Below are 12,111 nucleotides of genomic sequence, written 5' to 3'. Positions count from 1 at the left end.
CATTGGCGGCAGGAAATTTCTGCGCTACCGTCGCCCTGCGAAACCGGTGAAGGCCGGGGTCGCAGATCGCGTCGGTGCCCCTCGGGGCTTCAAAGGGAATGCGGTGCGGGAGACGGTCCTCCTCATGCCGCGGCTGTCCCTGCAACTGTAAGCGGTGAGTGCGGTGCGCATGTCCCTTCATCACGGGGGGACGACCACTAGGCCTGAGCGCAAGCGCAGGGCCCGGGAAGGTCGCGTACCGGGCGTCGACCCGTGAGCCAGGAGACCTGCCGGCGCTCGGTCGCTCTTGCCATGGTCCAGGGGATGACCGCGGCACGGTACTCCGTCTGAGCGACGAACCATGCGGCGGGGGCCGCATCGGTGCGCGTGGCGGGTGCGGTTCGGCGTACACCCCAAGCGTTGCGCCGGCTGTCCGTAGCATCGGACGGCAGGCCCCGGCCGGTCGCTGGTGACGCCGGGGGTATCGTTTCATGACCAGAATTTTCGTTTCGCTTGTGGCGCTCGCCACCGCCACGGCCTTTGCATCGCCGGCCGCGGCCGAGCCTGATCCGGTTACTGCGGCGACGGGCGAGGCGGCAGCGGGCGGCGCTGAGCTGGTGGTTACCGCATCGAGATCGGGCGACGCGGTTCCGGCCGATCAGATCGGTGCGTCGGTGACGGTGCTCGACGCAGCGACGCTCGACCAGCGGCAGACCCGGATCGTGTCCGACGTGCTGCGCGACGTCCCAGGGTTGGCGGTTAGCCGGACCGGCGCGGTCGGGGGGACGACGCAGGTCCGGATCCGCGGATCGGAGGGCAATCATGTGCTGGTGCTGATCGACGGGATCGAAGTGTCCGATCCCTATCAGGGCGAATATGATTTCGGCACGCTGATTGCCGACGAGGCGGCCCGGGTCGAGGTGCTACGCGGCCAGCAATCGGCGCTGTACGGGTCCGACGCGATCGGCGGCGTCATCCAGTATCTCACGCTGAGCGGCGCGGAGGCCCCGGGCGTATCACTGCGGGCCGAAGGGGGATCGTTCGGCACGTTTTCGGGAGGCGCCCGGGTCGCGGGCGTAGCGGGCAATCTCGATTACGCGCTGTCGAGCTCGACCTACCTCACCGACGGCACGCCGACCGCACGGGGCGGATCGCGCGACATCGGCGCGAAGAGCGTCGGCGCGACGGGCAAGCTGAGCTGGTCGCCGACCGACACGCTGAAGGTCACGGGCGTCGGGCGCTATAGCTATACCGATGCCGACAGCAACGACACGGCATTGAGCGGCCCGCAGTTCGGCACGATCGTCGATACGCCCGGCGCGCGCAGCACGGTCGAGGCATATTACGGGCTGGTTCGCGCCGAACTCGCGCTGGCGGATGGCCGCTGGACGAATGCGCTCAGCGGCCAGTTTGCCGATACGACACGCCGGGCGCTGGTCGACGATGCCTTGAGCTTCGGCAACAAGGGACGGCGGTACAAGGGATCGTTCGAAAGCACCTTCCGGTTCGGCACTGATCGCATCCGGCATCGGCTGACCGCCGCAGTCGATGTCGAGCGTGAGGAATTTCAGACACTTAGTCCGGTCTCTTCGGAGTTCGTCTTCACAGGGCGGCGGCACACCGACAATGTCGGGATCGTCGGACAGTATGACGTCGTGATCGACGACGCGCTAGCGATCGGCGGATCGGTGCGGCGCGACGAGAATAACCGGTTCGACGACACCACCACCTACCGCGCGCAGGCGAGCTATCGTTTTGCGACCGGAACGCGGGTGCGCGGTGCCTACGGTACCAGCGTGAAGAACCCCGGCTACTTCGATCTCTTCGGCTATTCCGACGGTCGTTATATCGGCAATCCGAACCTCAAGCCCGAAAAGTCAAAGGGGTGGGAAGCCGGGGTCGAACAGGCTTTCGGGGGGGATCGTGCGACGATCGGCGCGACCTATTTCGACAGTCGGCTGACGAACGAGATCTTTACCACCTATCCTGCCCCCGACTTCGTCGCGACGCCCGGCAACCGCAATACGCGATCGACGCAGCATGGCGTCGAGGTGTTTGCTACAGCCCAGCCAATTCCGCAGCTGCGCTTCGACCTCGCCTATACCTATCTGAAGGCGCGCGAGGACGGGGGCGTGGAGATCCGGCGACCCAACCATATCGGCAGCGTCAACATGACTGCGTTCAGCCGCGACCAGCGCGCCTCGGCAACGCTCACCGTTCGGTATAATGGCCGGCAGCAGGACGACGCCTATACCGATCCGAGCTATGTCCCGGTCCGCGTCTCGCTCCAGGAATATGTCCTCGTCAACCTGAACGCGGCGTACAAGTTGACGCCCGGGCTGTCGGTTTTCGGTCGGGTCGAAAACCTGTTCGACGAGCGGTACGAGGAGGTGTTCAGCTATGTTGGCCAGGGGCGCGGCGCCTATGTCGGCGTGAAGGCAGCATTCTGATGCGGAGCGAGGCGGAGCACACGGCGCGGATGGCCAAGAAGAAGGTCGTCCAGGACAAGATCGTCGCGGCCAAGACGATCGAGAAGGGCCTGCTGATGGTCCACACCGGACCGGGCAAGGGCAAGACCACCGCGGCGCTTGGCATGGCGGTGCGGATGATGGGGCATGGGCGAAAGGTCGGGATCGTACAGTTCGTCAAGGGTGCGATGACGACCGGCGAGAAGGTCATCTTTGACGCCTTTCCCGATCTGGTCGAATTCAAGCCGATGGGCGAGGGCTTTACCTGGGATACGCAGGATCGGGCCCGCGATATCGCGGTGGCGCGCGAAGGGTGGGACGAGGTCCGCCGAATGATCCTCGACCCGAGCTATGCGATGGTCATCGCCGACGAGATCAACATCGTCCTGCGCTATGACTATCTGCCACTCGACGAGGTGCTTGCGGGGTTCGCGGCGCGACCGGCGATGACGCATGTCGTGGCGACGGGACGCAACGCGCCCGAGGCGTTGATTGCCGCGGCGGATCTCGTCACCGAGATGGGGCAGGTCAAGCATCCGTTCCGGGGCGGGGTCAAGGCCCAGGCCGGCGTTGAGTTCTAACGGTCGCGGCGAGGACTAGCTGGACGCTGCGTGCGCAACTGCGCCGCGAGGCTTTGCGCGGCGAGCACATAGGCGGGACCTCCGCAGACGGTCCACGCCTCGGGGATGCGCAGACGGGGAATCCCGTCGAGAATCGGATGATGCAGCATTTCGGTGCCCTGATCGGTCACGCGGTCGGTGGCGCTCTCAACGACGAGATAGTCCGGGCGTGCCAGCGCCATTTGTTCGAGCGACAGTTGCGAAAGTGCCGGCTTGCCGAGCCGGGTCGCGAGATTGGCCAGCCCGAGACGCTGCATCAGTTCGTCGACGAGCGTGCCGGTACCGGTCAGGAAACCCCGACGCTGATAATAGGCCGCCGTACGACCACCTCCCGGGGCGCGCGGCAATCGTGCGAGCGCGGTGTCCATCCGGCGGATCAGCGTTTCGCCGCGATCGGGGTGCCCGATGGCTGCGGCGACCTGCCGGACTTGCGTCACGATCGCGGTATAGCTGTCAGCGGGGGGCAGATCGAGCGTCGCGACGTTCCGGCCGGCGAGAACTGCGGCGACCGTCTGGCGTCGGAACGGCGAGGAGATCACGAGATCGGGGCGGAGCATCAGGACGTCTTCGGCGCTGCCACGGCTGACTGGGATGGTACGCGCGGCGTTGGCGGCCGCGGACATGTTCGGATCACGCGCGAACCGGGTCAGTGCGACGATCTGCGCGGGGTCGGCCAGCGCCAGAAGATACTGGTCAGCGCACAGGTTGAGCGAAACGATACGCGCCGGCGGTCGAGGCGCTGCCGCCGCAGCAGATGCGCCAGCGGCAGCGATGATCAGGATGGTCAGGAGACGGCGGCGGCGCATACGCAAAGCCCTGCCGCAGCGGGCGCTTATGCGCTAGGCGGAAATCGATGCGGTGGGATCTGGCACTATGGAACGCGTGACGCGTGCGCGATTGGTCGGTGGCCTCGCGCTGCTTGCGCTGCTGGCCGGCGCCGCGTCGGTCGCGGTGGGTAGCGCGGCGATCCCGCTGGCGCATGTCGTGCGGGCGCTCAGCGGGCAGGGCGATCCGATCGAACGCGCGATCCTGTTCGAACTTCGGCTGCCGCGCGCGATCCTAGGGCTCGCGGTCGGCGCGATGCTGGGGCTGTCGGGTGCTGCGCTGCAGGGATTCCTGCGCAATCCGCTGGCCGAGCCATCGGTGCTGGGCGCGTCGAACGGCGCATCGCTGGGCGCGGTGATCGCGCTGTATTTCGGGCTGGCGGAGCTTCATCCGGCGATGCTGCCGATCGTGGCGATCGCCGGGGCGTTCGCGGCGCTGGGGTTGCTGTTCGTGCTGGCGGCCGGGTCGCAAAGCGCCTTGTCACTGATCCTCGCGGGGATTGCGGTTGGAACGCTGGCCGTCGCGGGGGTCAGTCTGGCGCTGAACCTGTCCCCCAACCCATTTGCAGCGATGGAGATCATGACCTGGTTGCTCGGGTCGCTCGAAGACCGGTCGTTCAGCCATGTCGCGCTGGCGCTGCCCTGTATCGCGCTCGGCATGGTGCTGGTCGCCTGGGACGGCCATGCGCTCGACGCGCTGACGCTCGGCGAGGATGGCGCACGCGCGCTAGGCGTCGATCTGCGTCGGACGCGCATGCGGATGCTGGTCGGGGTGGCGATCGGGGTCGGCGGGGCGGTTGCGGTATCGGGCGCGATCGGGTTCATCGGCCTGATCGTCCCGCATCTCGTCCGGCCGATGACCGATCGTTCGCCATCGGCGATCCTGCTCCCCTCCGCACTGGGCGGGGCCGCGTTGCTCACTTTCGCCGACGTACTGGTCCGGGTGATCCCGACGTCGAACGAACTCAAGCTCGGGGTCGTCACCGCGTTTCTCGGTGTGCCGGTGTTCCTCGTCCACCTCATCCGCGAGCGGCGGCTGTGGTAGCCCTCTCCGCGGACCGCCTCAGCGTCCGCCGTGCCGGGCGGGTCGTGGTCGACGATGTCAACTTCGCGGCAGAGGGCGGCGCGCTCATCGGGATCGTCGGCCCCAATGGGGCGGGCAAATCGACGCTGGTCCAGGCGCTGCTCGGGCTGGTTTCCGCTACGGGGGCGATCCTGCTCGACGGCGTTCCGCTGCCGGAGCGCTCGCGACGCGCGATTGCGCAGACTGTCGCGTATCTGCCGCAGGGTCAAAATCTTCATTGGCCGCTGAGCGTCGAACGTCTCGTCGCGCTGGGCCGATTGCCCCATCTCGCACCGCTGTCCCGCATCTCACGGGACGACCATGCCGCGATTGCCCGTGCGATGGCGGCGGCGGACGTGACCTCGCTTGCCGCGCGTGTCGCGACCGAGATTTCGGGGGGTGAGCGGGCCCGCGTCCTGCTGGCAAGGGCGCTCGCGGTGGAGGCGCCGGCGCTGATCGTCGACGAGCCGCTCGCGTCGCTCGATCCCGCGCATCAGATCGCAGTCATGGAGATCCTGCGGGCGGAGGCCGCGCGGGGCGTCCTGGTAATTGCGGTACTGCACGATCTGGGGCTCGCCGCACGCTATTGCGATCGTATCCTCGTGCTCGACGCGGGCCGGCTCGTCGCCGACGGCGCGCCTTCGGCAGTGCTGACGCCGGCGCGGCTGCGTGAGACCTATGGTGTTCGGGCGTGGTTCGGATCGATCGAGGGCGTACCGGTCGTGGTAGCGCTGACGCGTGACAACGCGCAGGGCGATTGACCCGGGCCGCTTGCCCGGCCTATTCCTCTGACCGCGACAGGTTCCCCGGCGACGGGGATGAAAAGGGAACGGGAGAACCCCGGCTGCCCCTGCAACTGTAAGCGGCGAGCCATCGTGCCATCATGCCATTGGGATCCCGGTCCCGAGAAGGCGGCGCGAAGGGCTGTGACCCGTGAGCCAGGAGACCTGCCCGTCGCGGTCGTCTTTCGTCCGGCCAGGGTGCGCCGAGCGGACGGGGGTAAACCCGCGCGACGACATAACCAGCCTGCGGCTTGTGCCGCGGGCGCGTATGTCATGGGGTTTCAATGCCAAATCTACTGGTTCCCGCCGAAGACGGGGCGGCCGTCGTCGCCTGCAGCACCTGCCGCGCTTCCACCGATGCGAAGGACGATGCCGAGGGCATGCGGGGCGGTGCAAGACTCGTCGCAGCATTGCAGGCGGTCCAGGCGAGTGATCCGCGCTATGCCGGGATTGCGGTGCAGGCGATGCCGTGCCTGTTCGCCTGCCAGGACTTCTGCACCATCCATGTTCGTGGGCCCGCGAAGATCGGCTATGTGCTGGGGCGCTTCACGCCGGATGAGGAGGCTGCGCGAGCGATCCTCGATTATGCCGTGCTGCATGCGGAGAGTGCGGAGGGGCAGGTGCCGTTTCGGCAGTGGCCCGCCGGGATCAAGGGGCATTTCATCACCCGGACGCCCCCCGCCGGCTATGTCGCGCAGTGAGGCAGTTCCCGACGGTCGCGGCGTTCGACGCGGCGCTGGGGGCTCTTCCTGCGGCAGACGAAGCCGCGCGAGGGGCCGCATCGCTGCGGCAAACACAGTTGACCAAGCCACCGGGATCGCTTGGCCGACTTGAAGACCTCGCGGTCTTCATGGCGGGCTGGCAGGGGCGCGAGCGGCCGCGGTTCGAGCGTGCGCGGGCGGCGATTTTCGCCGGAAATCACGGCGTTGCGGTGCACGGGGTGAGCGCTTTCCCGGTCTCCGTGACCGCACAGATGGTCGAGAATTTCCGTCGTGGGGGCGCGGCGATCAATGCGCTGGCGGATGCCGTCGGGCTCGAGCTGATCATCGCCGACATCGATCTGGAAACCCCCACGGCGGATTTCACGACGGCACCGGCGATGGACGAAGCCGCGTGTCTCGCCGCACTCAACATCGGTGCCGACGTCGTCGTGCCGGGGCTCGACATGCTTGTCGTGGGTGAGATGGGGATCGGGAATTCCACGTCGGCCGCAGCACTGTGTCTGCGCAGTTACGGCGGAACCGCCGCGGACTGGGTTGGCCCGGGGACGGGGGTTGATGTGGCGGGAATCGCGCGGAAAATCGCGGTGGTCGAGGCGGGGATTGGGCGGCATGATGATTTCCCGCGTACGCCGTTCGAGACGTTGCGGCGGGTGGGGGGGCGTGAAATCGTCGCGATCGCCGGCGCGGTGGTGGCGGCGCGGCTGGCGGGGGTGCCGGTGGTGCTCGACGGATTCATTTCGTCGGCGGCGATCGCACCGATTGCGGCGGCGTATCCTGGCATCACAGAGCACTGCATTGCGGGGCATTGTTCGGCCGAACCAGGGCATGAGCGGTTGCTCGCCGCGCTGAAACTCGAGCCTTTACTGAGACTTGGGATGCGGTTGGGGGAGGGAAGCGGGGCGGCGGTTGCGGTGGGAGTGATCCGGTCGGCGTTGGCGGCGCATGACGGGATGGCGACGTTTGCCGAGGCGGGGGTGTCGGTGGCGTGAGTGCGCCGTTCCTGCTCCACCTGCTGCGGCATGGCGCGCCTGAACTAACCGGGCGGATGCTGGGGCGGACCGATAGTCCGGTCACGGCGGAGGGAATGGCGGCCTGTATGGCTCGGGTAAAACCGCTGAATTTCAAGAAGATCGTCTGTTCTGATCTCATGCGAACGCAGGCTGTTGCGGATGCGATCGGGCGGGAGCGGGGGCTGGCTCCAACGACCGATGCGCGGTGGCGGGAGCTGGATTTCGGGGATTGGGACGGGCTGGCTGCGGCGGAGATCGACGCTGCGGCGTTGCAGCGGTTCTGGGACGATCCGGATGGTGCACCGCCGCCGGGTGGGGAACGGTGGAGCAATCTGGTCGCAAGAGTTACCGATGCGATAGAAGATCTTACACCCGAAACCTCATTGATCGTGACACATGGCGGGGCGATCCGTGCGGCGCTGAAAACGCTGTGCGAGTTCGGCCAGCGCGAGCTCTGGGCATTCGATTTGCCTTATGCGGCGCTGATTAGTTTGCGGATCTGGCCGGACCGGACGGCGCAGATCGTGGCGCTGCAGACTGATCCGGTTTCGTGAAGCGGCTGGTCGTCGCCTTCGGCTTTTTGACGCGCGTGCCGATGCCGCAAGTCGCTGCGAACGCTGAGGATTTTGCCGCCGCGATCCGGTGGTACCCGGTCGTCGGGGCGTGCATCGGGGTGGTCGTCGCGGCGGCGGGGTGGGTCGGCGCGCAGGTCGATCCGTGGACCGGTGCGCTCGCCGCGCTGACTATTTGGGTAGCGATTACAGGGGCTTTGCACTTGGATGGGCTGGCGGATCTGGCGGACGGGCTGGGTGCCGCGCATGGCGACCGCGACCGGCTGATCGCGGTGATGGCGGATCCGCATATCGGCAGCTTCGGTGTTGTGATGATCGCGCTGCAACTCCTTGCAAAACTTGTCTTATTGCATGCCGTTTCGAGTCAGGGATGGGCGGTCGTGATTCTCGTCCCGATGCTCGCGCGGATCGGGCCGTTATGCTGGGCGCGGTGGGTGCCGCTGCTCCGGGAGGGCGGGCTGGGAGGGATGGTGGCAGGGAAGATCAGGGTGCACGATCTGGTCTTTTGGGGGTGCGTAACAGGGTGTTTAGGGGTGCCTGTGCATGCCGTTGCAGGGGCCCCTGCACTGATCGCGGTATTCGGCTGGTGGCTGATCCGGCGGGTCGGCGGCGTTTCAGGCGATTGCCACGGTGCGGGGATCGAATTCGTCGAGACCGGGATGCTAGTCGCGCTCGCCATTGCCGGCCGCGTCTGAGCCCGCGAGCTTCGACAGCGCGATCAGCGCATCGATATCGAGATGGCGTTCGAGCGTTTCGGCAATCGCATCGAGCGCGGCGTCGATCGACGCCGCATGGTCGGGCCCTACCGCACCGACCCCGAGCCGGCTGAGCCACGCGCGGCGCTGATCCGCGAGGCCGAGCAGGCCGTGGACATAGCTGCCGGAGACGAGCCCGTCGGGGCTGACCGCGCCGTCGCGGCGGCCATCGTCGCGGGTCGTGAGCGCGCGCGCGGTGTCGGGGCCGGTGGTTTCGCCGATATGGATCTCATAGCCGTCGAACCGTGCGCCGATCGCGGTGCCGGCGACGCGCTCGAGCGTCTTGGCGGGGGACAGGATCGTCGCGACGTCGAGCAGGCCGAGCCCGGGGGCGATACCGGCGGGCCCCTCCAGCCCGTCCGGATCGGCGATGCTGCGACCGAGCATCTGATAGCCGCCGCAAAGCCCGAGCACCGGGCGGCCGCGACGGCGATGCGCGTGGATGTCGATGTCCCAGCCCTGCGCGCGGAGAAAGGCGAGGTCGGGGATCGTCGCCTTGGAGCCCGCGAGGATGATCATGTCGGCGTCGGGGATCGGTTCGCCGGGCGGGACCATGACCAACGTGACGCCGGGGTCGAGCCGCAGCGGATCGAGATCGTCAAAATTGGCGATGCGCGGGGTGATCGGACAGGCGATGACGACCTGGCCGTCCTGCCGGTCGTGACCGGGGCGGCGTTCGAGTATGACCGCATCCTCGCTCGGCAGGCGGGCGGCCTCGGGAAGCCAGGGGATGACGCCATAGCCGCGCCAGCCCGACCGCGCCTCGATCGCGCGATAGCCGTCGTCGAACAGCGCGGGGTCGCCGCGAAACTTGTTGACGAGGAAGCCGTGGATCATCGCGGCGTCGGCGGGATCGATCACCGCACGCGTGCCGACGAGCGAGGCGATGACGCCGCCCCGGTCGATATCGCCGATCAGGATGACGGGGACGCCGGCGGCGCGCGCGAAGCCCATGTTTGCGATGTCGGCGGCGCGCAGGTTGATCTCGGCGGGGCTGCCCGCGCCCTCGACGACGACGATGTCCGCCTGCGCCCGGAGCCGGTGATAGCTGGCGAGCACGTCGTCCATCAGCCCCTCGCGTCCCTCGCGCCAGCGGCTCGCGCGCAGGATGCCGCGGACCTTGCCGTGGACGACGAGCTGCGAACTGCGGTCGCCCTGCGGTTTGAGCAGGACGGGGTTCATGTCGGTGGTCGGCGTGGTGCGCGCGGCGATCGCCTGGGTCGCCTGGGCGCGGCCGATCTCGCCGCCATCGGCGGTGACGGCGGCGTTGTTCGACATGTTCTGCGGCTTGAAGGGCCGGACGGAGAGCCCGCGATTGGCGAGCGCGCGACAGAGGCCGGCGACGAGCACGGACTTGCCGACGTCCGAGCCGGTGCCCTGGAGCATCACCGCACCCATAGCAGCGCCCCCGTGACGATCCAGAGCAGCAGGCAGGCGCGGCGATAGACCTGAAGCGCGCGGGCGATGTCGGCGGCGGTGGCGGCGGGGCGGCCGCTGCCGATCCAGGGCTTCAGCTGGGTGACGCCGTCATAGCTGACCGGGCCGGCGAGGCGGAGGTCGAGCACGCCCGCCATCGCTGCCTCGGGCCAGCCGGCATTGGGCGAGGCGTGCTTGCGTGCGTCGCGCCGCATCACGCACCAGCCGCCGGGACCGGCGAGGCACAGCAAGGCGCCGCTGATCCGCGCGGGGATCCAGTTGGCGAGGTCGTCGATCCGTGCCGAGGCCCAGCCGAACGTGCGCCAGCGTGGCTCGCGGTGACCGATCAGGCTGTCGGCGGTGTTGATCGCCTTGTAGATCCACAGCCCGGGGAGCCCGCCGATCAGCAGCCAGAACAGCGGCGCGACGATGCCGTCGCAGAAGCTTTCGGCAAGGCTTTCGATTCCGGCGCGGGCGATGCCGGCGGCGTCGAGCCGGTCGGTGTCGCGACCGACGATCTTGCCGACCGCGATCCGCGCGCCCTGAACGTCACCCGTGCGGAGTGCGGCGGCGATCGGGGCGACGTGATCGTTGAGGCTGCGCTGGGCGAGACCGGGGGCGGCGAGAAGGCCGATGCCGATCCAGGCATAGCCGCCGAGATAGGTCGTCATCAGCCAGGTCGCGCCCCAGGTGATCCCGCCCGTCACCGCGAGCGTGATCGCGAGCGTCGCGATTCCGGCGATGCGGCGTGTCGCGTCTGGCCATGACGGACGGTTGAGCGCCTTTTCGAGGCCGCCGATGATCGCGGCGATCCCACCGACGGGATGACCGATCCGACGGTAAAGCCGTTCCGGCCAGCCGAACGCGGCGTCGAGTGCGAGGGCGATGAGCGCGACGGGGTCAGCCATGCGCGAGCGCCGTGTCGAGACGCGCCAGTGCGGCCGCGTCGGCGGGGACGCCGAGACGCAGCCAGCGGGGGTCATAGGTGAAGGGTCGGGTCAGGATGCCCGCCATATTCAGGCGCTCGAACAGGGGCTTGGCGTCGTCTGTTGCGATGAGGCGGAAGAGCGGGCAGGCGCCCGTCGCGGTGAGTCCGTGGCGGAGGAGCATCGCGTCGAGCGCGGCCGCACGGGTGACGAGCTGTGCGCGGGTGGTCTCGATCCAGGCTCGGTCGGCATAGGCGGCTGTGCCGATCGCGAGCGCGGTGGCGGAGATCGGCCAGCTGCCCAGACGGTCGCGGACCCGCGCGACGATGCCGGGCGGTGCGATCATGAAGCCGAGCCTCACGCCGGCGAGTCCGAAGAACTTCCCGAATGATCGGAACAGGATGACTGGATCTTCTGCGGACAGATGCGAGGCCAGGCCGGCGTCGGGGAGCGTGTCGGCGAAGGCCTCGTCGACGACCAGCCAGCCTGCATGCTCGCGGAGCCGGTCGATTACTGGCCGAAGCGCGTCCGGACTGACCAGACGGCCGTCGGGGTTGTTCGGGTTGGCGAGCAGGATGGTGCCGCCGCTGGCCGCTTCGTCGGCGAGGCTGTCGATCGAGATACGCGCGGGGAAGACCGCTTCGTGCGTCGCGTAGCTGGGGCCGACATGGCGGGCGGGGGCGGGCAGGCCGAGCGCGCCGAGCAGGCGGAGGCCGATCTCGGTGCCGGGCAGCGCGACGACGCGCGCGGGGTCGGCGCCGAAATGGCGCGCGGCGACGGCTTCGAGCATGGCGAGCGCGGCGGGCGAGGGGAGGTTGCGCAGGTCGACCGCGAGATCGACGGGCGGCTCCCACGCGCAGGGGTTGATCCCGGTCGACAGGTCGAGCCAGGGACGCGGCGCGTGCGGGTACAGCGCCTGCGCGCTGTCGATCCGGCCGCCATGTTCCATCAGCGCGTGCACATGCGTCCCCTGC

Annotated in this window: 12 protein-coding genes and 2 riboswitches; of the genes, 8 read left to right on the top strand and 4 right to left on the bottom strand. The window is 68.4% G+C overall.

All coding sequences use genetic code 11. The features are described from left to right. The first annotated feature begins 55 nt into the window (after nt 1-55). Nucleotides 56-288, top strand: a riboswitch (cobalamin riboswitch). Between the two features lie 182 nt (nt 289-470). Beyond that, on the top strand, nt 471-2,429 hold the full coding sequence (locus NEF64_RS11395; RefSeq protein ID WP_056407795.1) for a TonB-dependent receptor plug domain-containing protein: 1,959 nt from the start codon (nt 471-473) through the stop codon (nt 2,427-2,429). Further along, nucleotides 2,429-3,028, top strand: a complete 600-nt coding sequence (gene cobO, locus NEF64_RS11390) for a cob(I)yrinic acid a,c-diamide adenosyltransferase (protein WP_197977715.1) — start codon at nt 2,429-2,431, stop codon at nt 3,026-3,028. Before NEF64_RS11395 ends, cobO begins: the two co-directional genes overlap by 1 nt. Here the strand turns inward: cobO and NEF64_RS11385 are convergent. After that, nucleotides 3,025-3,873: an ABC transporter substrate-binding protein gene (locus tag NEF64_RS11385; protein WP_031392926.1), complete on the bottom strand. Its 849-nt coding sequence runs from the start codon at nt 3,871-3,873 to the stop codon at nt 3,025-3,027. The genes cobO and NEF64_RS11385 overlap by 4 nt on opposite strands. A gap of 67 nt (nt 3,874-3,940) precedes the next feature. Between NEF64_RS11385 and NEF64_RS11380 the strand changes: the two genes are divergently transcribed. The 6 genes from NEF64_RS11380 (at nt 3,941) to cobS (ending at nt 8,735) form a co-directional block, all read left to right on the top strand. After that, on the top strand, nt 3,941-4,936 hold the full coding sequence (locus NEF64_RS11380; protein WP_031392927.1) for a FecCD family ABC transporter permease: 996 nt from the start codon (nt 3,941-3,943) through the stop codon (nt 4,934-4,936). Next, on the top strand, nt 4,930-5,715 hold the full coding sequence (locus NEF64_RS11375; RefSeq protein WP_056407798.1) for an ABC transporter ATP-binding protein: 786 nt from the start codon (nt 4,930-4,932) through the stop codon (nt 5,713-5,715). Before NEF64_RS11380 ends, NEF64_RS11375 begins: the two co-directional genes overlap by 7 nt. Before the next feature lie 21 nt (nt 5,716-5,736). Then, nucleotides 5,737-5,923: riboswitch (cobalamin riboswitch) on the top strand. 97 nt (nt 5,924-6,020) lie between these two features. Beyond that, complete coding sequence (locus NEF64_RS11370) at nt 6,021-6,437, top strand: DUF1636 domain-containing protein (RefSeq protein ID WP_056407800.1); 417 nt, start codon at nt 6,021-6,023, stop codon at nt 6,435-6,437. Continuing rightward, nucleotides 6,434-7,447, top strand: a complete 1,014-nt coding sequence (gene cobT, locus NEF64_RS11365; RefSeq protein WP_056407802.1) for a nicotinate-nucleotide--dimethylbenzimidazole phosphoribosyltransferase — start codon at nt 6,434-6,436, stop codon at nt 7,445-7,447. Before NEF64_RS11370 ends, cobT begins: the two co-directional genes overlap by 4 nt. Then, nucleotides 7,444-8,022, top strand: coding sequence for a histidine phosphatase family protein (locus tag NEF64_RS11360; protein WP_261362602.1), 579 nt, complete (start codon nt 7,444-7,446; stop codon nt 8,020-8,022). The genes cobT and NEF64_RS11360 overlap by 4 nt, the downstream gene beginning before the upstream one ends. Beyond that, the gene (cobS, locus tag NEF64_RS11355) at nt 8,019-8,735 is read left to right on the top strand and encodes an adenosylcobinamide-GDP ribazoletransferase (RefSeq protein ID WP_056407805.1); all 717 of its coding nucleotides are present in this window, start codon (nt 8,019-8,021) and stop codon (nt 8,733-8,735) included. Before NEF64_RS11360 ends, cobS begins: the two co-directional genes overlap by 4 nt. Here cobS and NEF64_RS11350 read toward each other — a convergent pair. Genes NEF64_RS11350 through NEF64_RS11340 form a run of 3 tightly spaced genes read right to left on the bottom strand, consistent with a single transcriptional unit; the run spans nt 8,703 to nt 12,086 of the window. After that, nucleotides 8,703-10,193, bottom strand: a complete 1,491-nt coding sequence (locus NEF64_RS11350; RefSeq protein WP_056407807.1) for a cobyric acid synthase — start codon at nt 10,191-10,193, stop codon at nt 8,703-8,705. The genes cobS and NEF64_RS11350 overlap by 33 nt on opposite strands. Further along, nucleotides 10,181-11,119 (bottom strand): adenosylcobinamide-phosphate synthase CbiB, encoded by a 939-nt coding sequence (gene cbiB, locus NEF64_RS11345; RefSeq protein ID WP_056407811.1) that lies wholly within the window; start codon nt 11,117-11,119, stop codon nt 10,181-10,183. The genes NEF64_RS11350 and cbiB overlap by 13 nt, the downstream gene beginning before the upstream one ends. Then, nucleotides 11,112-12,086 (bottom strand): threonine-phosphate decarboxylase, encoded by a 975-nt coding sequence (locus tag NEF64_RS11340; protein ID WP_156360458.1) that lies wholly within the window; start codon nt 12,084-12,086, stop codon nt 11,112-11,114. Before NEF64_RS11340 ends, cbiB begins: the two co-directional genes overlap by 8 nt. Between the last annotated feature and the right edge of the window lie 25 nt (nt 12,087-12,111).

Origin of the sequence: Sphingomonas aerolata, from assembly GCF_023935825.1 — a bacterium.
Classification (GTDB): Bacteria; Pseudomonadota; Alphaproteobacteria; order Sphingomonadales; family Sphingomonadaceae; genus Sphingomonas; species Sphingomonas aerolata.
The sequence above is the reverse complement of the archived record's forward strand: the minus strand, read 5'-3'. Positions and strand labels throughout refer to the sequence as shown.

Bases quoted from the DNA above. Each gene is read 5' to 3' on its own strand.
- NEF64_RS11395 (WP_056407795.1), top strand. From the start codon at position 471: ATGACCAGAATTTTCGTTTCGCTTGTGGCGCTCGCCACCGCCACGGCC.
- cobO (WP_197977715.1), top strand. From the start codon at position 2,429: ATGCGGAGCGAGGCGGAGCACACGGCGCGGATGGCCAAGAAGAAGGTC.
- NEF64_RS11385 (WP_031392926.1), bottom strand. From the start codon at position 3,873: ATGCGCCGCCGCCGTCTCCTGACCATCCTGATCATCGCTGCCGCTGGC.
- NEF64_RS11380 (WP_031392927.1), top strand. From the start codon at position 3,941: ATGGAACGCGTGACGCGTGCGCGATTGGTCGGTGGCCTCGCGCTGCTT.
- NEF64_RS11370 (WP_056407800.1), top strand. From the start codon at position 6,021: ATGCCAAATCTACTGGTTCCCGCCGAAGACGGGGCGGCCGTCGTCGCC.
- NEF64_RS11350 (WP_056407807.1), bottom strand. From the start codon at position 10,193: ATGGGTGCGGTGATGCTCCAGGGCACCGGCTCGGACGTCGGCAAGTCC.
- cbiB (WP_056407811.1), bottom strand. From the start codon at position 11,119: ATGGCTGACCCCGTCGCGCTCATCGCCCTCGCACTCGACGCCGCGTTC.
- NEF64_RS11340 (WP_156360458.1), bottom strand. From the start codon at position 12,086: ATGGAACATGGCGGCCGGATCGACAGCGCGCAGGCGCTGTACCCGCAC.